Here is a 19,827-nt window from a genome sequence, read left to right on the forward strand (position 1 = left end):
GTTACTCCTGCTGTGCCAGCGTGGCGACGAGTTCTTCCGTGGTCACAATGGCGTGAGCAAAGGTAGGGCCATTCAGCTCGTGGGCAGCGTGCATCATCTCCGGGCGGAAGGCAGCAGTCGCATCACGCACCAGCGTGACGTGGTAACCCAGTTCCGATGCATAGCGGGCAGTCGCTTCGATGCAGGTGTTGGCCAGCAGGCCGACGATGATCACGTGAGTGATGCCTTTCTGCTTCAGGCGAAAATCGAGATCGGTATTGGCAAAGCCGCTGGAGCCCCAATGCTCCTGGACGACGATGTCACCGTCCTTTGGCGCGAAATCCGGATGCCATTCGCCGCCCCATTCCCCGCGAGCGAAGTGGTGCATGTGCATGATCTTGCACTGGGTCGGTGTCGGATGGTCCCAGCCTTCGTAGTCGCCGTGTTCCCAGCGATGGTGCGGTACGATGACCACCGGAATGTCGCGGGCGCGCACCGCGCGGTCGAGGGCGCGCAGGTTGTCGAGCAGGCCGACTTGCTCGGCGATCGGCTTGATCAAGGGGAAGACCTTGCCGTTTTCCGACAGGAAATCGTTGTACGGATCGACCAGCAGGTAAGCGGTCCTGTTGAGCGGATACGGGGCGTTCGACATGACGATGTTCTCCACGAAAAGTTGAGTGACCGGTGCCGGGGACTTGCCTGGGCATCTTGTTGATATGATAATCATAGTAACTGTGAAAGAGGCAAGTCCTATGTCGATAAATACCAGTGTTCCCGACACCCTTTGCCCGATTTCCCGGGCCGAGGCGATCGTGGGCGACCGCTGGACCGTGCTGGTACTGCGTGAGTTGATTATGGGGAGTCATCGCTACGACGAGATCCAGGCGCAGACCGGCGGCACCCCGCAAATGGTCGCTGCACGCTTGAAGAGTCTGGAGGCTGACGGCCTGGTCGAGCGCCGTCTCTACAACGAACGCCCGCCACGCTACGAGTACCACCTGACCGAAAAAGGGCAGGCCTTTTACTCGGTGATACTGGCGCTGCGTGCCTGGGGGGAAACCTGGTGCAAGTCGCCGGAGGAAGGCCTGGCGGTGGTGTACACCCACAAGACCTGTGGCGAGCCCGCAGGGTTAGGACCGCTTTGCGAACATTGCGGTGAGTTGTTGCGTCGGGATGAGCTGAGCAGTGAGCAGAGCGAAGCCTACGCCGCAGAACGACATACGCGGCGTGAGGCTTTCAAAGGGAGTCGGGGCCAAGCTTAAGGAGGCTGTAACCGCCCTCCCTGCGCTTGCGAACGAGGAGGGCGTTGTGCAAATGATCAGCGGTGTCAGAACTCCGGCGTGTATTTCACACTGAACATCACGTTGCGCGGATCACCGTAGTTATTGTTGCCATTGATCTGGTTGTACGCCGCCGCAAAGTAGGTCTTGTCAAACAGGTTGTTGGCGTTCATCGCCAGCTCGATTTCCGGCGTGAGCTGGTAACCGACACGGGCGTTCCACACGGTGTAACCCGGTACGTTGACGGAGTGGTCGTAACCAATAGTGTGGATTTGAGAAACGAAGCCCAGGCCAGTGCTGACACGGCTCCAGTCGCCACTCAACTGGTAGTTGCCCCAGACGCGCAGCATGTGTTTCGGCGTCCACCAGCTGAAGACCTTGCCTTCGTTGTCCGGGTCCTTGAGGTACTTGGTGGTGTTGTAGGTATAACCGGCAAACAGTTGCAGGCCGTCCAGCACTTCGCCGCTGATTTCAGCGTCGAGACCCTGGCTGCGTACTTTGCCGGAAGCCTTCGAGCAGTACCAACCGTCGCAGATTTGCCCACCATCGGTATCGAGCGTTGCACGGTTTTCCTGGTCGTAACGGAACAGGGCCAGGGACGTATTGACCCGTCCCTCCATCAACTCGCCCTTGAGACCCACTTCGTAGTTCGTACCGATAATCGGTTTAACGACCGAGCCGCCGGTATCGCGTTCGGTTTGCGGTGTGAACACGTCGGTGTAGCTGGCATAGACCGCCCATTCGCGGCTCAGGTCATAGACGATGCCAGCGAAAGGGGTCACTTCGCCGTTTTCGTTGCTGGTGCTTTCAGGATCGGCGGTGATGCTGGTCGCGTCCTGGCGCCACGATTTGTAGCTGTAGTCGTACCAGCTGACCCGCGAGCCGAGCACCAGGGTCAGCGGATCGATCGGCTTGACCCGCCAGCTGCCGTACAGGCCCTTTTGGCGGATGTCATATTTGCTCGGTGTCCCACGACCTCCGGGGCTATTGAGCAAACCGTCGTAGCTGATTTCGGGACGATCGTGATCAATGTCGAAGAGAGTGTCGGTACTGTTATTGAAGGTCCGAGCGAATTTGTCATCCGAGGTGTACTTGGAGTAGTTGCCGCCCACCATGATTTCCTGCTGCATGGACAAGGCTTCGAACTTGCCGTTGAGGTTCATGTCCAGCGCGACTTTGGTGGAGTCCAAGTCAGTTACGAAGTCAGCGTATTGCACGCCGCTGCCATCGGCATTGATGCCATTGCCACTGGATTGCACCCGTTGGTTCTTCGCCTTGTTGGTTTCAGTCATGCGCACAGCGCCAACCTTGAAAGCCCAATCGTCATTGAAACGGTGCTCCAGGTCGGTGTAGAGCGTGGTGACATCGATGTCCGAATGGTTCCACTTCGCCCCGGTGTAAGTTTTGCGCGGCAGGTCGACGGGTTTGCCGTCGGCGTAGCGCGGGAAGCCGCGGACATTCGAGCGCGATTCACCGTCGGACTGGCTGACCGCAAAACCCAGGGTCGTGTCCTCGCTCAGATCGAAGTCCAGCGCGCCGTACAGTGAGGTGGTCTCATACCATTCGGAATCGACGAACGAGTGGCTGTTGTCCTGGTCGGCCACCAGGCGGCCGCGCACGGTGCCGGCCTGGTTCAGCGGCCCGCCGGCGTCCAGTTGCAGACCGTAGTGATCCCAGGAGCCGGCCTTGCCGGTGAGGGTGACGGTCGGTGCGTTCTGGCCGCGTTTGCGCACCAGGTTGACGGCGCCACCAGGGCTGCCGGTGCCTTGCAGCAAACCGGACGCGCCACGCAGCACTTCCATGCGATCGAAGAAGATCAGGTCCTGCGTGGCCCAGTTGCCCAGCGCGTAGGTGTTGCGCGGGATCGGCACGCCGTCGTATTGCCAGTCATCGATCTGGAAACCGCGCGAACTGAGGATCAAGCCTCTGCCGACACCTTGAGCACCGACCAGGCCGGTGGTCTTGTTGGCCGCGTCCTTGAGATCGACGATATCCTGATCGTCCATTTGCTTGCGGGTCATCACCGTGACCGACTGCGGGATTTCCTTGAGGGTGTGGGTGCCCTTGCCGATGGTCACTGCTCGCGCGGCGTAAGAGCCTGAGCCTTCGGTGGTGGCGTCGGTGCTGCGTTCGACGATGTTGGTCACGCCCAGTTGCAACGCTGCGCCGCTGTCGGCGGCGGGCTCGACGCTGAAGTTACCTTGTCCGGTCACTCGCAATTGCAGGCCGCTGCCCGCCAACGCCTTTTGCATCGCTTGTTCCACGGGCATCTGGCCGATCACCGCCGGTGCCTGTTTGCCCCGCACCAGCGAAGGCTCCAATGAAACGATATGGCCGCTCTGGCTGGCGATGGCATTCAGTGTGCTGGCGAGGGGGCCGGCCGGCAGGTTGAACGTCAGGTCTTGGGCCTGTGACAGGGCAGGGCTCGCCAGGGTTGCCAGGGCGACAGCGGCGGAAAGGGCGTGGGGCCATGGGTTGAACACAGCGTTCTCCTGAAAATGTGAAAGTGTCAGGAGATAGGTGGGACGAGAAATGAAAACCGGACACGAATGAGAGCGATTTGCAAAAAAAGTGGTTCAGCCGGGTTATTTCGGACGAATCAGCGTCAGCCACGGGCTGTAGCGATCCACGCGAATCGGCAGTGTTTCTGCCAGCGCCGTGAACACCCGATCGGGATCGTTCAACGGGAATACGCCCTGGACGCGCAAACCGCGAACCTCGGGCGCCACTCGGACGAAACCCCTACTGTAAGGACGTAGCGCGTCGACCACTTGCTCCAGAGGTTCGTCCAGCACATTCAATCGGCCGCTGAGCCAATCGGCGCGATGACGCTGATCGCCAGCCACCGGGGCAATTTTCCCTTCATACAACAAGGCCGATTGGCCTTCCTGCAGGTCAAGCGTCGCACCGTCGAACAGACGGGCTTCGACCGAATGCTGCAGCACCACGACGCGAGTCGCGTCTTGTTCCTGAGCCACCAGGAATCGGGTGCCCAGTGCACGTATTTCACCCTGGGCAGTGCGCACGCGCAGTGGACGCGTGGGGTCGGCTGTGACCTGAATCACCAGTTCGCCGTGGCGCAGAATCACCAGCCTTTGCTGGTCATCGAAGCGCAGATCCACCGCACTGTCGGCATTCAGGCTCAGGCGGCTGCCGTCGGTCAGCGTGAAGTCCTGGCGCTGGCCGCGGACGGTGTGCAGGTCCGCCAGCAGCGAGTCACCCAGCGGGCTGCGAACACCCAGCCATGCGCCGCCGCCCAGCAGGCCCAGGCCGACGATCACGCGCAGCGCATCGCGGCGTGAACCGTGGGGTTGCAGCAGCAGTTGCCGTGCTTCGTCGGCCTGACCGGGCAGGCGCCGATCCAGCGCACGAATGGTGTTGAAGGAAGCCCCGAGGCGCTCTTGCAATGTTGCCCAGGCCCGGGCGTGGGCGGGATCCATCGCCAGCCATGCGTTGAACCGTTCTTGCAGTGCGGCATCGGGCTTGCCGGCACGAAGGCTCACCATCCAGTCGATGGCCTGCTCGCTGACCGGATCGAGACGCGGCGTGCTCATGGCGCCAACTCGCTCAGGTAGCACTGACTCAATGCCTGTTTCATGTAACGGCTGACCGTGCGCTCCGACAGCTCCAGTTTTTGTGCAATCGCCACGTAGCTCAAACCGTCGAGCTGGCTGTAGAGGAACGTGGCTTTGACGACTATTGGCAAGCCGTCGAGCGCCCGGTCGATGGCAACCAGGGCTTCGATCAACTGCAACTGTTCTTCAGGGGAAGGGGCGAACGCTTCGGGCAGCGTGGACAGGCGTTCGAGGTAGGCCAGTTCCAGCTTGCGCCGGCGATGACGATCAAAGATCAGGCGTCGGGCAATGGTCGAGAGGTAAGCGCGAGGTTGTTCGATGCTGTCCGGGTCTACCCGGGCAGTCAGCATCTGGCAAAACGTATCGGCGGCGGTGTCCTCAGCGTCCGCGTGATTGCGCAGTCGCCGCTGGATATGCTGCAGCAGCCAGCGATGATGGTCGCTGAAAAAGAAGCCCAGCTTGCTGGTCGGAGGAGGTTGCACCGGTTGGTTTTCCAGATGTTAGTGTGAATCGTTCTCAATACTACCTTTGAGATGATGGCCACTGCAATCTCTGACTTCGCCAACGGAGCGGGCACTTCTTTGGTTCAACGATCCGCCAGTTCTTCCAGCAGGTCTGCTGAAGGAACGAAGAACAGGCCTCCGGTGACCGCCGTGCTGAAATCGAGCAAACGGTCGTAATTGCCCGAAAGTGATGGGCGTTTTGGATGCCATCAATAGTAGGTGGTGCAGGGGAACGATGCATCTTGCGGGTGTGCCGGCCGACCCGGATTGGGGCATGCGAAGAGAGATGATGAGTCAAAGCTTCACGACGCGGGTTGATCAGCTTTGGACAGTGTATTGCCGGTGGCTCGTATCGCCCGTTAACTTCGTTCGATTGCCCTGACTAGCCTAATGGCTCAGCAATAATTATCGCAGGGACATATTTTTGAGGGGGGTAACTCACATGAGAGCTAGCGGCACTCTCTGGAGGTACCAGTCCGCATAGGGTGTATTAGTAACCTAGTATCTATCGAAATCAGGGCTGCCTTCCTTCTACCTCACCGGCCCACGCTAGCGCATAAAAACGCCGGTTTGTTAGATGTGTTTGCTCGCACGAACATCATCAACAAATCGGCGTTCTTGTTTCTGTGTTTCCCAGGATTCCGTTAAGAACCAAACAATATTAGACATCGGTCGATTATGGCCGAGCTTTCAACCGCGAATGAACGCCAGGATGTCAGCGTTGATTTCAGCGGCATTGGTGGTCGGCATGCCGTGTGGGAAGCTTGGATATTTCTTCAGGGTGCCGTTTTTCAGCAGCTTTACTGCCAAAGGTGCTGAGTTCTCGTAAGGCACGATCTGGTCATCACCACCGTGCATCACGAGTGTAGGTACTTGAATCTTTTTCAAATCTTCGGTGAAGTCGGTCTCAGAGAAAGCCTTGATGCAATCGAATTGAGCTTGGGCGCTGCCCATCATGCCCTGACGCCACCAGTTATTGATTGTGCCTTGAGAGATCTTGGCTCCTGGGCGGTTGTAGCCGTAGAACGGGCCCGATGGCACATCGACGTAGAACTGCGCGCGGTTTTCGAATAGAGCCTTACGCAGCCCGTCGAAAACGCCGATGTCCTGGCCACCTGGGTTTTTGTCGGACTTGACCATAATCGGCGGTATGGCACTGATCAGTACAGCCTTGGCCACACGACCTGGTTTGGCACGCACGACATAGTGGGCAACCTCGCCACCACCGGTAGAGTGGCCGACGTGGATGGCACCTTTGAGATTGAGCGCATCGGTCAGCTCAATCACGTCAGCGGCGTAGGTTTCCATGTCGTTACCTTGCCACGTCTGCGTTGAGCGACCGTGACCACGACGATCGTGGGCAATGACGCGGTAGCCTTTTTGCAGGAAGTACATCAGTTGGTTGTCCCAGTCATCAGCACTGAGCGGCCAGCCATGGTGGAACATGATGGGGATGGCGTCTTTCGGGCCCCAGTCTTTGTAGAAAATCTGGGTGCCATCTTTGGTTTTAATTGTAGTCATTTCGAAATTACTCCCTGCTGGATGTGATTGAACCTTCTTTTGCGTTGCTGCCATGACGCCAAAGGGCACGCTCGCAAGTATGGTCACTGCGGCAACACCGGTGAGGAAGTCCCGCCTTGGCAGTGAAACGCCCTTGTTGTCAGTTATCGTCTCGTCATCGGAATTTCGCTGCATAGCCTTATCCTCACTAAAAAAACCCATTTCATAGTATTGATAGAGAGGTGTTCAGCTATTGAACGGCATTGCTTAGTTTTGTACGTCCCTGCTTTCACGTAACAGCAATCTCACCGCAACAGCGCGTGTAATCAGTACAAAATCAGAAATATTCGCACCAACTTGATGCGACGCGGAAAGCGATAACTCCAAAGATATAGCTGAACTCTAGTCGTGGGACTTCCCGACCTCTGTAAAAATGAGTCATGGGTGGCCTTTTGTGGGGATAGTCGCCAGCTGGCAGTCCATCTCGCTATCACTGAGTGTGGCTGCAGTGATAATAGTGCTGGGTGTCCTGTACTGAGCGCTGAAGACTTGGCACCTTCACTGTATTGGCCCTAATCATTCCTTAATGCGGACGTCGATGTTCAGCGTAGGCCGGTGATAATCATGGTCGAGTGTGGAATTGATACGGCCGACATCGAGGGATTCAAGGCTGCCATACATAGTAGAGGCGCGCCATATGTGACACTTCAATGGTTTTTCTCCTGGCAGCTAATGCAGGACACTGAAAATCCGGGACTGTAGATTGAACTTTTTTTTTGAGTCCTGGCTCGACCATTTACGATCATTATGATCGAGTGACGCGCGGGGTGTTGAAGACTGAATTGGTTGTTCGGCATTTTCTGCTGGCAGGAAAATCTGTTCGTATTCGCCATCTGCTAAAAGGCTAAATAGCGTTTCGTTTACACTGATAAAATTGACTTATATCGCTCATGGCTGTACTAATGAACTAGATATGGTTAAATATAATTATGCGCTGTTAGTTGATAATTATAATTCTACAATAGTCGTTTTCCGAGGTTTTCATGTATAAGCTTGCGGCATTTCTCAACTCAAAAAGCACTTGATAGAGCAGTCCAGACCCTTGATGCGGTGAAAGGTGATGCCGGTCTGAAAAAGAAATTGAATTTGAAACCAAACTTCGTGAGCTTATCGCCAAGTATGACTATCGCTTGAAGTACGTCATCAACTTGCTTGATCCACAGTAAAACCATCTGGCGCGAAGCCTGTGACCTCTAGCGCCAGCACTCGTAAAACTCGGAAGCTGAAAGTGTATAAAAATCCTCACAGCGGTGAGGTCGTTGAACAAAGCGGTAACCACAAAACGTTGAAATAATGGCAGACGAAGCATGGTGCGAGCACAGTTGAGTCCTGGCTGACCAATTAAATCTCATTGTAAAAATGAGCACGGGCTCTTAGTTGGGCCTTTTTGCCGGGCAGCGCAAAGCCTGTTGAGAAAATGGGGTACGCTATCATCCCACTAGGGAGTTCGCGGATAGGCAATCGAAATGACGACATAAGCCAAGAGAGCGCCGGCGATTTCTGCCGCGACATAGAAGGTCGCCGAAGAGACAGTAAGTTCAACCGGGCCAGAGGCAAGTATGGCCGCCAAGGCAATCGCAGGATTGGCATACGATGCTGAGGGTGTGGCTACGATTGCTGCCAACAACCAGGCGCCCACACCAAAGGGCCCAGTCAGAGCCTTTTCGCTGTGGATGCAGCCAAAGACGACGATCATCAGGCCGCAGGTTGCGACTATTTCGCTGAGTATCCACTTGGAGTTCAACACCACCGGTGACGGTTCACTTGCCAAACTGTCAAATAGAATGTTGGCCAAGAGGGCTCCCAGCATCGCACCAGTGATCTGAGCCCCTATGTAACTCAAAGTACACTTGAGTGAACGCTGACCCGCGAGCCATTGCAGTGCGGTGATGAGTGGATTGAAATGTCCCCCAGAGACACTACCAAGGGCCAAAATCAAACCCACAAGAGAGCCGCTGGTGGCGAACGCACTGACCAGCAGTCCGAGTTCGTGATTACCTCCGGATAAGCGTTGCCCTGTGAGGGCCGACCCTGTCACGGCCATCATCAGCAGCAACGAACCTACACCCTCAACGAAGGCCCGGCGTGAGAGTACCAGAGAAGGATTTTTTTCATAGAAACAAGACGCAGGTTGCGGGGGCGGGGTGCTCATATGCTTCGTTGCCCCTCGTTTTGAAAGCGGATATTGGTAAAGACCGCAATCCAGCGTTCGTAGTAGGTAAGCTGGTCACCCATCTCCTGGCCAAGCGCTTCGATACTCCGGCATTTTTCGGCGCTGTTGATGAGGCTGTGGCACTCAAGGACGTCACCGAGTGCGTGGCAGCGTTTCTCCCAAGGTTGGAATTCATGCTCGGTTTGTACGATAGGGACAGTTTGCCCCCCGTTTTCTGAATCGCTCATGTTGCGCTCCTTTCAAGGGAGGGGTGTAAGTTACTCAGGTAATCACCCGTTTCAATAAAAAAGTTACCAAATCTAGCCACTGCGGGGGGTGGATCGAAAAGTCGCGGATTTATTCGCTCAATACTCGCACTAATGTGCCAATAGATTCTTGATAGATTTCCAGCAAATTTTGACCAGTTCAGTGTTATGTGTCTTCTCTAGCGATGTCGAACGCAGCCATGCATAGCAGCCACTTAGGATTTCAGAAGAAAACGTTCTAATTTTGCAAGAAAGCGTCAATACGTATGTGTCGTAGGATTGGATAATTTGCAATGGGTTTTCCGTTTTGAAGTGTATTGATGTTTTGTAAGAATTAATTGTTAAACAATTACAGGAAATGGAAAAGGTGTTGTGAATACTCAAACTCAGCCATTAGCGAGCAATGTAACAAAAAGTCGTTTCGTCTTGCCTTCGTCCTCATTTGGCATTGTGCTGGGCATGGCCGGGCTGAGTAATTGCTGGCGCACGGCGCAATCCTATTGGGATATTTCTCATTGGATAGCGGATGTGCTGTGTGCGTTAACGGCGATAATATGGTTCGCGTTAATTATCGGTTTTGTCTATAAGTGGATCGGTCAACTAGAGTTCGCTTTTGCTGAACTTAACCACCCTGTTCAATGCTGTTTTATTGTGCTTGTGCCTGTATCGACATTGCTTGTTAGCACATGGATTTACGCATTATTTCCTACGTTAGGGGTGGCATTGATCGTGCTCTCTGTGATTGGGCAACTAGGGTTTTCAATGTACAGATTTGCTGGGATGTGGCGCGGAGGTCGCCAACTGAAAGACACCACCGCAGTCATGTACTTGCCAACGGTTGCAGGGAATTTTGTTTCAGCCATTGCACTGACAGGGATTGGTTATGTTGATCTCGGTAAACTGTTCTTTGGTGCTGGTTTGTTTTCATGGTTGGCACTGGAGTCGACGTTAATCAATCGTTTGTTAATTGAGGATGAGCTCGCCACTGCTATCCGGCCGACGTTAGGTATCCAGCTGGCGCCGCCTGTCGTAGCGGCGGTCGCCTACCTTAGTGTTTCAGGTGAACAGGTTGACTTGTTGTTCTTTGGCCTGATGGGGTATGGGTTTGTACAGCTATTGTTCTTAATACGCCTGATACCCTGGTTTTTCAGGTCGGGATTCAACCCCTCGTTTTGGGCGTTCAGTTTTGGTGTCACTGCCTTAACCCTCGCGTGCTTGCGGGCAGGAATTATTGCCCCGCATAGTTTCTTCGCGAGTGCCGCGCCGTTTATTTTTCTAATGGCAAATGTGGTTATTATATCGCTGTTCGTTCTAACCGTTCGGCTTCTGATGTTAGGCAGGTTATTCAAACAGCAAACTGTCGCTTAGTCACTTCGAAAAAGTCGCTGGCTGGCCCCGGAATCGGTAGCTTTTCGGAGGCAAGGATTCGAGTGTGGACGCGACTATTTAATTATCATTATGCAGCATTGCGTTTAATTCATCTACCGAGCGAGCCCAGTCCGCATCATTTAGTAGTTCTTCTTTGAGGAGTAATTTTTGTTCAGTTGTCCAAAATGAAGCCTCGGACAAAAGAACGCCCCGGGGTATTGGAGAATGCATAGCGACGAATTGATCGATGCTCTTCTGATCAGAGGGAAGGCCCAGTTGTTCAAATAGACTGAGCAAGGTTTTTCTCGAAAGTTCCATAATGTTTCCTTAGTAAATGACTGGCTTTTCATAGGACGATGACTGTGGGACGCGCTTTGCCGACTGACCGATTTCGCTTTGCTCGCAGCTTGACGCGATGCTTAATTTAAAATACCTGTCATTTTGATTATTGAACATTTCTATCGGATTTTTATTTTTTTGAGATCGGCAACACATTCTTTTCTCAATGCATATGTCGTTGCGCATTAGGCCAAAAAGAGCATAGATATCCAATCTCTTGATTGGCGGAGGTTTTACTATGCCCCTGGTAAGTAAAAATCAATAATTTAGGAGTGAGTGTCAATCTTTTTTTTTGCCGAGGGCAGACATTATTCGTGGGAGATTTTTGATGACCCGGTCATCCAGCACTGAACTTGTAACATTAGTAGTCAAACACAGGATCAAAAAAGGTTTAGAGCGACCTTATGAAGTCTGGCTGCACCATATCGTGGGCGTGGCGAGCGCCTTTCCTGGTCATTTAGGGGTGGACGTGGTGATTGGCAAGAACCAAGGGCTAACCTCTTATACCAGCGTCTTGCGGTTTGAGAGTGCGGTGGCCATGCAGCGTTGGCTGAGTTCGACTGAGCGGCACAAGCTTGTAGATGATGCCACATACATGCTGGCAGACGGTGACTTAATAGAAGTGGTGCCAATCAAGGAGTTCTGGTTTTCCACGTTGGATGAACAGGCTAATCCACCGCGCTGGAAGCAGGCGGTCGTTACGATGACGGTTATTTTACCGTTGACCCTGTTGGTTCCTTTGGCGTGGGGGCCAGTGTTCTCCATGTTTGCCTGGTTGTCAGGTTATGTGATCAGTACTTTTTTAATAACCCTCACCATCGTGATTTTTGTCGTTTATTGGATGATGCCCTTTGCGACGTGTTTATTTTCTGTCTGGCTGTCACCTGACCCACAGAACTATTTCCGTGAGTCCTAGATGAGTTGGATGTCGGAAAAAGAACGTTTAAAATTTTATAAACACCCGAGATGGAGTATGAGATATGAGCAATTCAGTCTATAGGCGCGTTAATAAGGATGAAGCAGTTTGCTTGATGGTAGATCATCAAACGGGCCTGAATGCGTTAGTGCAGGACTTTTCTCCGGTCGAGTATCGGAACAATGTGCTGGCGCTTGCGGAAACTGCAAAGTTTTTCAAGTTGCCGACAATTTTGAGCACCAGTTTTGAGAACGGCCCTAATGGCCCGATCGTTCCAGAACTCAAAGAAATGTTTCCGGATGCGCCGTATATTGCTCGACCTGGCCAGATTAATGCGTGGGATAACGTTGATTTCGTTAACGCAGTCAAGGCAACAGGTCGTAAGCAACTGATCATTTCTGGAATCGTGACTGACGTTTGCGTAGCCTTTCCTACCCTGTCAGCGTTGGCTGAAGGGTTTGAAGTGTTCGTGGTAACGGACGCTTCCGGCACCTTCAATCAAACGGTACAGCAAGCGGCGTGGACACGAATGACCGCTGCCGGGGCGCAGATGATTAACTGGTTTGCCCTGGCTTGTGAGTTACAGGGTGATTGGCGTAATGACATCGAAGGGCTGGCCAACCTACTGGCGGGTAGGATCCCGAGTTATCGATACCTTATGAACAGCTATTCGGCCCAAGCGCCGAAGTAGCTCTCAGGAGGCTAGGGAGTGGCCTCTTTCTAATCTCATTCTGATCGCAATTCCGAGAATTCAATATTTCTATGCTGCGTTCACTTGTGCTTGACACTAGGTGGTATATTTGAATAGCAGTCGTGCGCCAAGAATAGCTACTTTCTAGTTACAGATTCTAAAAAAAAGGACCTATTTTGAGAGTCTTCATCGAGAGAAAAAGTAGAATAAATTAGCCTGAAATGTTCTATTTTAAAGTTTGTGGTTGTGGGACATTGCCACCTGTCGTGCCGTTCCGAGCGCGAAATTAAGGAAGTTGCCTCATGGCTAAAATTCTCGTTCTCTACTATTCCTCTTATGGTCATATCGAAACCATGGCTCAAGCCGTAGCCGAAGGCGCGAGAAACGCCGGTGGGGAAGTTGATATTAAACGCGTGCCGGAGACTGTACCCGAAGATATTGCGCGGATGTCCCACTTCAAGCTCGATCAACTGGCCCCGATAGCAATGATTGATGAGCTTGAGCACTACGACGCTATTATCATTGGCACAGGTACTCGTTTTGGGCGCATGAGCGGTCAAATGGCGGCTTTTCTAGATCAAGCGGGCGGGCTGTGGGCTCGTGGTGCGTTGAATGGAAAGGTGGGCGGGGCGTTCACGTCTTCAGGCACTCAGCACGGCGGCCAGGAAACAACTCTGTTCTCCATCATCACTAACCTGTTCCATTTTGGCATCACTGTCGTAGGCCTCCCTTATAGCCACCAGGGTCAGATGAACGTGAGCGAAATTGTCGGTGGTGCGCCTTACGGAGCCACGACAGTGGCTGGCCCTGATGGGTCTCGTCTGCCGTCCGAGATCGACCTGGATGGCGCTCGTCATCAAGGTGAACTGATTGCCAAGGTAGCGATGAAACTCACCAGCTGATACTGAGTAAAAGGCGCTTTGCAGCGTCGCCCTGGTTGCAATACTGCGTTTTCGACAAGGTAAAATCCCATCCTAAAAAAACCGCCAGTATCAACACCGGCGGTTTTTTTATCCCTTGGCTAAGCGGATAAACCAAGCAATTAGCTTTTTCTTGCCGATTCAAAGAGAAACCATACGCGCTGTTCGGTTTCATCCAGCCAGTTTTCTAACAGGCTCGCAGTCGCCATGTCGCCGAACTGATCACATAGTTCATGTGTCATCCTCATGAAACCGGCCAAGAGGATATTGTCGTCGCGCAGTTCAGCCAACATATCGTCTGGCGCAACAAAGTCGGCATCGTTGTCTTTCAGACGCTGGATGCGTTTGATGTGGCCAGCAGAGCGAATGGTGTTCCCGCCAATTTTCCTGACCCGCTCAGCGATGGCGTCGGTGGACGCGAAAATCTGTTCTGCCTGCTCGTCCAGTAGAAGATGAAAATCCCTGAAGTGAGGCCCTGACATATGCCAGTGGAAGTTTTTCGTTTTCAGGTAGAGGGCAAAAACGTCTGCAAGCAACACGTTTAATGCATCGGCTAATTCCAGAGTCTCGTTTTTGTCCAGGATATAGGGCGTGTTTAGCTCTGGCTGAAGACGCGATTTTCCATTTACATCATTTTTCATGATTTTTCTCACTGAAATTTGTTGTTGATTGAGTTCGGGGGGCTTAATGATCGCTGTATCTGTTAGCTCTGGCATGACGGCGAGCTCTGCAAATTTTCTCATCATTTGGCTAATTGCTCGTATACGGTCGCGATGGCATTCGAGACCGTGTCGATTGGCCAGCCATTCAGGTTGGTTATAAGAGACGTTGGTCGTCCCCGATTCATCCTGCCAGACGAGGATTTTAAGGGGGAGTTCAAGTCCTATCGTTGGAGCTGATTGCATCAATAATGTACCGACTGCTGGATTTCCGAAGATAATGACTTCAGAGGCAAGTAAGGGAAGGCCAGCTTTATGAGCATCTGCAGCGTGATTAATTCGTGCAATAGGTTCTATGCCAAGTTGTCTCATTGCTCCAAGGAGGCGATCTACTGTGTCGGCCCAAGTATATTTGCTCGCCCGTGTTATTAAGCCATCAATGTCCATTTAAAAAGTCCTGGTTGTCTAAGTTTAAAGCGATCGCGCCGGTTAAGGCGCTGCACGTAATCGCTAGAATTTTAGGAAGTACTTTTGTTTTTAATAGCGGCAGCGTATAGCGCCGTAATTTATCGAAAATAAATATTTGGCATCTTTCAATGCGAAGGGATTTGCTGCCAGTCGCTAAATTGTCCGTTGAGTACATCGACCGCACCGATCGATAATACCGATGGCTGAGCCTACTCAAACCATTAACTTATATCTCTTGTTTCTACCTCTGCCATTTTCTTTGCGAGCTCAGTAGGTGTGAGAATTCCTTTCTGAAAGAAAATATTGGCAAATGCGACGATCCAGCGTTCGTAATACGACAATTTGCCGATCATCTCGCTTCCCAATGCTTCCACACCACGACGCTTTTCTTCGGTGTTAAGGATCTTGTGAAAGTCGAGAACGTCCGCAAGTGCGTGGCAACGTTTTTCCCAAGGCTCCAGCACATGCTCCACCTGAACGATAGGGTCAGCGGGCATGCCGCCAATGTCATTGGGCAGACGTTTCATCAATTCTTCAGTGCTCATTTCTTCTGCTCCTCTGATGGATCAAGGGCACGGACGACACCAATCATGGCGTCACGCGTCACAAGTGCGGCGAGCTGCTCTTCAGTGAGATTCTCAGTACCGTCGGGACGCATGGGCAGAACGAGGTACCGGACGATAGCGGTGGAGTCGCTTACGCGGATCTCCACATCGTCAGGGATGGTAGTACCGAATTCTGCCAGTACAGCGCGTGGCTCATAGATGGCCCGAGCTCGAAATGGTTTTAGCTTATACCAGTCCGGTGGTAAACCAAGTACAGGACGTGGATAGCAAGAGCACAAGGTGCAGACGATTAAATTGTGCACCTTTTTGGTATTTTCCAACACAATCAACTGGGTATCGTCGTAGAAGCTGATACCTAACTCTTCGCAGCCTTTTCGTCCGTCCTCTATCAGGCGGGCTTTGAACTCCGGATCCACCCATGCGTGGGCGACTACTTTAGCGCCCAAGGCTGGAGTGCGTGAATCGAGCACTTCAATTTGACGTCGTATTTCGCTTGAGTGGATTATTTGCTTTTCACACAGAAGCTCCCTAACCGCAGTCTCCATGATTTCGTAATAGCCAGGTTTGCTCGTTTCGCTGATCTCTTCGTGTAGATGATCGTGCGAGTGCTCATTTTTTTCAGTGTGGCCGTGTCGTTTCATTTTGAATCCTCTTCTAGCCAAGTCTCATAAATTTCAATGCGCACACTGTCCGTTGGAGCACCCACGTAATCGTGCCAGATTTCAGTCATAGGAATTGCTATGCGGTAATAGTGAAGTTTTGATCCGGCATTTTGGCCGAACCCTTCGGTTTCATTGTCTACAGCAGGTGAGGCAATGATCGATTCTACAATGCCTGTTTTACCGCGTAGGTAGATTGGCACTCGGTAGTGCCCTACGGGAAAACGGACTACAACACGAACTGAGTCGCCTACAGCAAAGGCGGGTCGTTCATTCAGTGCTGAAGCGACATCAAGCAAGTAGATTGGGACTTTTTGAGTAATAAGCGACATGTGTCGGCCCCTCCAAATGGCTTGTCCTTCGCAGGTAACGGCAGTCATGCGTCTTTAGTGCTTCACCGCTTAGGATCAGTTTTTCAAGATAGCTGGTACGGAATGGAATACTGTCACTAGGACGTTCCTGTTTCTTGTAAAAATTCAGCACATTTGACTTCTATAGCGCTGCGCTGGAGCAAGGCATTATTAATGCTTCGCAATCTGTGTTTTTCAGCCACCAAGACTCGAATCGGCGACGATGCTCAAGGGTCTAGGTCGGTGGCGTGGAACTCTTCGAGGCTCGATCGACCAAGAAGCTCATTGCTCAAGCCCATCGGAGATCATCCGGCAGACGAATCTTGCTGCCACCAGTCCCTTGTGTCAGCGCCCGGCCAGTTATGTCATAGGGAAATGCAGGCGAAGCCCTCCGTGTGCTTTTTCGGGGTGGGGAAAGCCCTAGCCCCTGGCACATCTTGGCAGGATCGATAAGCGACCTTGTGACATGGCTCCCCTACGCAAATCAGGGTATATCGGTGATTGTGTGGGGTATGCCAGAGAGAAAGTGAGTTTTCACAAGGGGACGCCTAGAGTGCACCACGCAAAGTGTCAACTTTACGCAAAAACGATCAATACGGTCTATTCGCCAGGCTTTATTATTTTTAAACGAAAGGTCGCAAGGTGAATTTTACCTATCCATCAGTATCGTTACGGTTCAATGGGTGGGTTGGGTTTTTGATGATCTCGATATTTTCTGAGTAAGGGGAACTTGAAGTGCCGATCAAAAGCATATTAAAACAACAGTTGCAGCAATCCGCCTTTGCAAGCTTGGCCGTAGTGGTATCAAGCGTGTCCTTAATGGCTGGCAGCGCTTGGGCTGAGAGCCCAGTGAACATAATTAATGCCGAAGCGGCTATATCCCCAATTACCATTGTGCCATTAAGAGACAACATCAGTGTTCTCGAAGGCTCCGGTGGCAACATTGGTGTCATGGATGGGCAGGACGGGAAGTTCATGATCGACGCGGGGATCGCGGTATCTAAGCCGAGGATCGAAGAGGCGCTGGCAAAAATCAGCTCCAAGCCCGTTAAATATGTAATCGATACGCACTGGCATTGGGATCACACCAATGGCAACGACTGGTTGCATGCCGCTGGGGCGACTATTGCGGGTACTCCAAACACCGCAAAGCATATGTCTACGGCCTCCCGTGTCGACGATTGGGATTACACGTTTCCACCGGCCCCTAAAGGTGGTGTTCCTTCGGTGTTAATTACCAAGCCGAAGACCTTCAAGTTCAACGGACAAGACATCATTGTGACCCCGGTCAAACCGGCGCATACCGATGGGGACATGTTTGTTTACTTCAAGCAAGCCGACGTTTTGTTTATGGGAGATCTTTACTGGAATGGTGTTTACCCATTCATTGATAACAAGCATGGCGGTAACATCGGCGGTGCGATTAAGGCCGTTGATGTGGCGCTGAAAGTGGCGGGTGATAACACTCAGATCGTACCAGGGCATGGTGAAGTGAGTGGGCGTAAAGAGCTGGTTGAGTTCAGGGATATGCTTTCGAGTATTCGTGACAACGTAGCGACTCTGAAGAAACAAGGGAAAACACTGGAGCAGGTCATTGCTGCTAAGCCAACAAAAGAATTTGACGCTAAATGGGGTCAGTTCGTAATCAATCCAGACCTCTTCACTCGACTGGTCTATCAAGGCATGTAATTTTTTCAAGTTTGAGTGCTTGCGGTGTGAGGAGATTATCTCACGCCGCAAGGGTGTGCAGGCCTTATTGACGTCGAGGATACGTAAGCGTTCGGCAAACACGCCTTTCTGACCCCGAGGCTTATTGTAGTGGTCAACTAATTCCGGACACGACGTTAATTTTTTCTTCGGCCCTATCTTACGCCAGCCAATCGTTGAATTGATGCGATCGAATCCAGTTGTACAGATGCATCAAGAAAAGTCTGAGATCGCGCCGGGCTTCTTGGGCAGTTTTATAACCCAGAGTCGGTATGCATTCGGTTTTCTCGCTGCAGAACAAGCGATCCATCGTTGACGCTAATATGTCAACCTAATCGCCTCGACTCACTCAATTCGACCAAAATCATAGGGTATAAATTTTATGTGGCGCTTAGAGCATTTACTTGCACCTCTAATTTGGCGCTGGATGCTCAGTTGATTGATCAGCGTGTACGCTTGTGATCTTCCGATATAAAGAGCGCGGTAGATTTTTCTATATCGATTTTTCCCGTTCAAGGCGGACGAGGCTTCCCGCTCCTTGATTCTACTGTTCCGGGGGCAACGCTTTACTCTGGAGAGTGACGCTTTGGCGCTCCTGCTGAACCTGATCAACCCAGCGCCGCAGGGCCGACTCGACGACGCCTAGTGAACGGCTGGCTTCGATGCAACTGTAGTTTTGCTTGAGTACGAGGTCGGCAGCCTCATGTTTTGAATTCAGCGGAAAAATGGCGTTATTTGTTCATCTGACACCTCAATCTGGCGAGCATTCTCGCCTAAAGGGATGTCCAGAATCATCAGGCTAATAAAGTGTGTGGCCTTCAAGCGAGGTACTTACAGTGCCAATTTCTCTCCTTCAGCAGTCCTGGCCAGTATCCACTGACAGAATTTTTGTACTTTCGCTGAATCTTGATCGCGTGTTCTATAGCAGAGGAAGTGTAAGTCACGTTTGATGCTGTGCACGCTGTCGCCGCCAAATCGAACGAGACTTCCGTCATCAACTTCCGCTTGGGCAAAGCGCAGTGTCTCAAACGCAACGCCAAGTCCTTGTACGGCGGCGGCCACCACTAGCGAGCCACGATCAAAGGAAGGTCCATTGCGAGAGGTAGGCAACGGCAGCCCGTTCAACGCAAACCAGTCCGACCAGCGAACCGGGCTGAATGACGAGTCCAAGCAAATCACTTTTTCCAGGATGCTAGCGTCAGTCGAGTCATTGGACTGAGCGAACTCCGGTGAGCATAGGGCGACCAATTCTTCCTGACCGAGTGATTGGGTAGTGAGCCCGGGTCTGTGGGGAGCAGTACCGTAGGCAATAACAATATCGATACCCTCATGTCGCATGAGGTCGAAGGGTTCTGCATTCGAAGAAAGTCGTATGTGGATTTCGGGATGTTGCGCAATGAAGCTCGGCAGCCTTGGGCCCAGCCACTTGGCGGCAAAGCTCGGTGTGCAATGGACTGATAGCCCTTGCGCTTGTTCGGGTGGGCTTAGTTCCGCACAAATTCCATGGATCGAACTGAACGCTTGTGTCAACACTACGAATAAGCGTTCCCCGTCGGGCGTGAGTGAAACCTGCCGATTTGCACGCACGAACAGCGCCCGGCCAAAGTGCCGTTCCAGCGCGCGGACTTGATGGCTCACCGCGGATGGACTGAGGTGAAGTTCCTCGCTGGCTCGGGCGAAACTACTCACGCGGGCGGCAGCCTCAAACGCGCGAAGCGCGTGTAGGCTAGGAGAGCGGCTCATGGCGAATTGTGCTCGGTGAGGAATCTGATTCATGTATGCGTGAGAATGCACCTTTTGTCAAAGGCGGGGAGACCATCGATGATTCGTTTAGCGTCTTATTGCCCCTTCCAAGGGAGGTGAAGGGCG

At 52.4% G+C, this 19,827-nt stretch carries 19 protein-coding genes and 5 pseudogenes; 8 read left to right on the top strand and 16 right to left on the bottom strand.

Features of this window, described 5'->3' with window-relative positions; translation table 11 throughout:
• Position 1: 1 nt before the first annotated feature.
• A complete protein-coding gene (locus tag ACM6IQ_RS12810) occupies positions 2-631 on the bottom strand; it encodes an isochorismatase family cysteine hydrolase (RefSeq protein WP_017338109.1) in 630 nt (209 codons plus the stop codon).
• Positions 632-731: 100 nt separating this feature from the next.
• Between ACM6IQ_RS12810 and ACM6IQ_RS12815 the strand changes: the two genes are divergently transcribed.
• A complete protein-coding gene (locus tag ACM6IQ_RS12815) occupies positions 732-1,241 on the top strand; it encodes a winged helix-turn-helix transcriptional regulator (protein WP_414878953.1) in 510 nt (169 codons plus the stop codon).
• A gap of 65 nt (positions 1,242-1,306) precedes the next feature.
• On the opposite strand, the gene ACM6IQ_RS12820 is transcribed toward ACM6IQ_RS12815, so the two are convergent.
• From ACM6IQ_RS12820 to ACM6IQ_RS12835, 4 genes and pseudogenes are all read right to left on the bottom strand, one after another.
• Positions 1,307-3,742: a TonB-dependent siderophore receptor gene (locus ACM6IQ_RS12820; RefSeq protein ID WP_414878954.1), complete on the bottom strand. Its 2,436-nt coding sequence runs from the start codon at positions 3,740-3,742 to the stop codon at positions 1,307-1,309.
• A 102-nt stretch (positions 3,743-3,844) separates the two neighbouring features.
• Positions 3,845-4,813 (bottom strand): FecR domain-containing protein, encoded by a 969-nt coding sequence (locus ACM6IQ_RS12825; RefSeq protein WP_414878955.1) that lies wholly within the window; start codon positions 4,811-4,813, stop codon positions 3,845-3,847.
• Positions 4,810-5,316: a sigma-70 family RNA polymerase sigma factor gene (locus ACM6IQ_RS12830; protein WP_017338113.1), complete on the bottom strand. Its 507-nt coding sequence runs from the start codon at positions 5,314-5,316 to the stop codon at positions 4,810-4,812. Before ACM6IQ_RS12830 ends, ACM6IQ_RS12825 begins: the two co-directional genes overlap by 4 nt.
• A gap of 104 nt (positions 5,317-5,420) precedes the next feature.
• Positions 5,421-5,522, bottom strand: a pseudogene (locus ACM6IQ_RS12835) (peroxidase); the annotation flags it as partial.
• A gap of 5 nt (positions 5,523-5,527) precedes the next feature.
• Here ACM6IQ_RS12835 and ACM6IQ_RS12840 point away from each other — a divergent pair.
• A pseudogene (locus tag ACM6IQ_RS12840) lies at positions 5,528-5,719 on the top strand (DUF4113 domain-containing protein); the annotation flags it as partial.
• A gap of 308 nt (positions 5,720-6,027) precedes the next feature.
• Here ACM6IQ_RS12840 and ACM6IQ_RS12845 read toward each other — a convergent pair.
• On the bottom strand, positions 6,028-6,858 hold the full coding sequence (locus ACM6IQ_RS12845; protein ID WP_414878990.1) for an alpha/beta fold hydrolase: 831 nt from the start codon (positions 6,856-6,858) through the stop codon (positions 6,028-6,030).
• Between the two features lie 1,022 nt (positions 6,859-7,880).
• Between ACM6IQ_RS12845 and ACM6IQ_RS12850 the strand changes: the two are divergent.
• A pseudogene (locus tag ACM6IQ_RS12850) lies at positions 7,881-8,191 on the top strand (histone-like nucleoid-structuring protein, MvaT/MvaU family).
• Positions 8,192-8,335: 144 nt separating this feature from the next.
• On the opposite strand, the gene ACM6IQ_RS12855 reads toward ACM6IQ_RS12850, so the two are convergent.
• Positions 8,336-9,049: an aquaporin gene (locus ACM6IQ_RS12855; protein ID WP_414878956.1), complete on the bottom strand. Its 714-nt coding sequence runs from the start codon at positions 9,047-9,049 to the stop codon at positions 8,336-8,338.
• Positions 9,046-9,297, bottom strand: coding sequence for a hypothetical protein (locus ACM6IQ_RS12860; RefSeq protein WP_414878957.1), 252 nt, complete (start codon positions 9,295-9,297; stop codon positions 9,046-9,048). Before ACM6IQ_RS12860 ends, ACM6IQ_RS12855 begins: the two co-directional genes overlap by 4 nt.
• 390 nt (positions 9,298-9,687) lie before the next feature.
• Here ACM6IQ_RS12860 and tehA point away from each other — a divergent pair, with 390 nt between their 5' ends.
• Positions 9,688-10,683, top strand: coding sequence for a dicarboxylate transporter/tellurite-resistance protein TehA (gene tehA / locus ACM6IQ_RS12865; RefSeq protein ID WP_414878958.1), 996 nt, complete (start codon positions 9,688-9,690; stop codon positions 10,681-10,683).
• Between the two features lie 78 nt (positions 10,684-10,761).
• Here tehA and ACM6IQ_RS12870 read toward each other — a convergent pair whose 3' ends face one another.
• The gene (locus tag ACM6IQ_RS12870) at positions 10,762-11,001 is read right to left on the bottom strand and encodes a DUF2789 family protein (protein WP_414878959.1); all 240 of its coding nucleotides are present in this window, start codon (positions 10,999-11,001) and stop codon (positions 10,762-10,764) included.
• A 349-nt stretch (positions 11,002-11,350) separates the two neighbouring features.
• On the opposite strand from ACM6IQ_RS12870, the gene ACM6IQ_RS12875 reads away from it, so the two are divergent.
• From ACM6IQ_RS12875 to wrbA, 3 genes are all read left to right on the top strand, one after another.
• Positions 11,351-11,938, top strand: a complete 588-nt coding sequence (locus tag ACM6IQ_RS12875) for an antibiotic biosynthesis monooxygenase (protein ID WP_414878960.1) — start codon at positions 11,351-11,353, stop codon at positions 11,936-11,938.
• A gap of 64 nt (positions 11,939-12,002) precedes the next feature.
• Positions 12,003-12,629: an isochorismate family cysteine hydrolase YcaC gene (gene ycaC / locus ACM6IQ_RS12880; RefSeq protein WP_414878961.1), complete on the top strand. Its 627-nt coding sequence runs from the start codon at positions 12,003-12,005 to the stop codon at positions 12,627-12,629.
• A gap of 302 nt (positions 12,630-12,931) precedes the next feature.
• Positions 12,932-13,531 (top strand): NAD(P)H:quinone oxidoreductase, encoded by a 600-nt coding sequence (gene wrbA / locus ACM6IQ_RS12885; protein WP_414878962.1) that lies wholly within the window; start codon positions 12,932-12,934, stop codon positions 13,529-13,531.
• Between the two features lie 140 nt (positions 13,532-13,671).
• Here wrbA and ACM6IQ_RS12890 read toward each other — a convergent pair whose 3' ends face one another.
• The 5 genes and pseudogenes from ACM6IQ_RS12890 to ACM6IQ_RS12910 form a co-directional block, all read right to left on the bottom strand.
• Positions 13,672-14,190: a Dps family protein gene (locus ACM6IQ_RS12890; RefSeq protein WP_414878991.1), complete on the bottom strand. Its 519-nt coding sequence runs from the start codon at positions 14,188-14,190 to the stop codon at positions 13,672-13,674.
• Between the two features lie 180 nt (positions 14,191-14,370).
• Positions 14,371-14,655, bottom strand: a pseudogene (locus ACM6IQ_RS12895) (DUF302 domain-containing protein); the annotation flags it as partial.
• A 242-nt stretch (positions 14,656-14,897) separates the two neighbouring features.
• On the bottom strand, positions 14,898-15,221 hold the full coding sequence (locus ACM6IQ_RS12900) for a hypothetical protein (protein WP_414878963.1): 324 nt from the start codon (positions 15,219-15,221) through the stop codon (positions 14,898-14,900).
• Positions 15,218-15,883, bottom strand: a complete 666-nt coding sequence (locus ACM6IQ_RS12905) for a nitrile hydratase subunit alpha (protein ID WP_414878964.1) — start codon at positions 15,881-15,883, stop codon at positions 15,218-15,220. The genes ACM6IQ_RS12900 and ACM6IQ_RS12905 overlap by 4 nt, the downstream gene beginning before the upstream one ends.
• Entirely contained in the window at positions 15,880-16,233 is a 354-nt protein-coding gene (locus ACM6IQ_RS12910) for an SH3-like domain-containing protein (protein WP_414878965.1), read from the bottom strand. The genes ACM6IQ_RS12905 and ACM6IQ_RS12910 overlap by 4 nt, the downstream gene beginning before the upstream one ends.
• Positions 16,234-16,986: 753 nt before the next feature.
• Between ACM6IQ_RS12910 and ACM6IQ_RS12915 the strand changes: the two genes are divergently transcribed.
• Positions 16,987-17,940 (top strand): MBL fold metallo-hydrolase, encoded by a 954-nt coding sequence (locus tag ACM6IQ_RS12915; RefSeq protein ID WP_414878966.1) that lies wholly within the window; start codon positions 16,987-16,989, stop codon positions 17,938-17,940.
• A 432-nt stretch (positions 17,941-18,372) separates the two neighbouring features.
• Here ACM6IQ_RS12915 and ACM6IQ_RS12920 read toward each other — a convergent pair.
• Both ACM6IQ_RS12920 and ACM6IQ_RS12925 read right to left on the bottom strand, forming a co-directional pair.
• Positions 18,373-18,689, bottom strand: a pseudogene (locus ACM6IQ_RS12920) (transposase); the annotation flags it as partial.
• Positions 18,690-18,789: 100 nt separating this feature from the next.
• Positions 18,790-19,734: a LysR substrate-binding domain-containing protein gene (locus ACM6IQ_RS12925; protein ID WP_414878967.1), complete on the bottom strand. Its 945-nt coding sequence runs from the start codon at positions 19,732-19,734 to the stop codon at positions 18,790-18,792.
• Positions 19,735-19,827 lie beyond the last annotated feature (93 nt).

It is taken from the genome of Pseudomonas sp. IT-P100 (assembly GCF_949767185.1).
Lineage (GTDB): Bacteria > Pseudomonadota > Gammaproteobacteria > Pseudomonadales > Pseudomonadaceae > Aquipseudomonas > Aquipseudomonas fluorescens_B.

What these genes read in the sequence shown, in the direction of transcription:
- wrbA (WP_414878962.1), top strand. Translation starts at nt 12,932, where the DNA reads ATGGCTAAAATTCTCGTTCTCTACTATTCCTCTTATGGTCATATCGAA.
- ACM6IQ_RS12825 (WP_414878955.1), bottom strand. Translation starts at nt 4,813, where the DNA reads ATGAGCACGCCGCGTCTCGATCCGGTCAGCGAGCAGGCCATCGACTGG.
- ACM6IQ_RS12910 (WP_414878965.1), bottom strand. Translation starts at nt 16,233, where the DNA reads ATGTCGCTTATTACTCAAAAAGTCCCAATCTACTTGCTTGATGTCGCT.
- ACM6IQ_RS12815 (WP_414878953.1), top strand. Translation starts at nt 732, where the DNA reads ATGTCGATAAATACCAGTGTTCCCGACACCCTTTGCCCGATTTCCCGG.
- ACM6IQ_RS12900 (WP_414878963.1), bottom strand. Translation starts at nt 15,221, where the DNA reads ATGAGCACTGAAGAATTGATGAAACGTCTGCCCAATGACATTGGCGGC.
- ACM6IQ_RS12870 (WP_414878959.1), bottom strand. Translation starts at nt 11,001, where the DNA reads ATGGAACTTTCGAGAAAAACCTTGCTCAGTCTATTTGAACAACTGGGC.
- ACM6IQ_RS12860 (WP_414878957.1), bottom strand. Translation starts at nt 9,297, where the DNA reads ATGAGCGATTCAGAAAACGGGGGGCAAACTGTCCCTATCGTACAAACC.
- ACM6IQ_RS12845 (WP_414878990.1), bottom strand. Translation starts at nt 6,858, where the DNA reads ATGACTACAATTAAAACCAAAGATGGCACCCAGATTTTCTACAAAGAC.
- ACM6IQ_RS12890 (WP_414878991.1), bottom strand. Translation starts at nt 14,190, where the DNA reads ATGAAAAATGATGTAAATGGAAAATCGCGTCTTCAGCCAGAGCTAAAC.
- ACM6IQ_RS12905 (WP_414878964.1), bottom strand. Translation starts at nt 15,883, where the DNA reads ATGAAACGACACGGCCACACTGAAAAAAATGAGCACTCGCACGATCAT.
- ACM6IQ_RS12855 (WP_414878956.1), bottom strand. Translation starts at nt 9,049, where the DNA reads ATGAGCACCCCGCCCCCGCAACCTGCGTCTTGTTTCTATGAAAAAAAT.
- ACM6IQ_RS12810 (WP_017338109.1), bottom strand. Translation starts at nt 631, where the DNA reads ATGTCGAACGCCCCGTATCCGCTCAACAGGACCGCTTACCTGCTGGTC.
- ycaC (WP_414878961.1), top strand. Translation starts at nt 12,003, where the DNA reads ATGAGCAATTCAGTCTATAGGCGCGTTAATAAGGATGAAGCAGTTTGC.
- ACM6IQ_RS12875 (WP_414878960.1), top strand. Translation starts at nt 11,351, where the DNA reads ATGACCCGGTCATCCAGCACTGAACTTGTAACATTAGTAGTCAAACAC.
- ACM6IQ_RS12925 (WP_414878967.1), bottom strand. Translation starts at nt 19,734, where the DNA reads ATGAATCAGATTCCTCACCGAGCACAATTCGCCATGAGCCGCTCTCCT.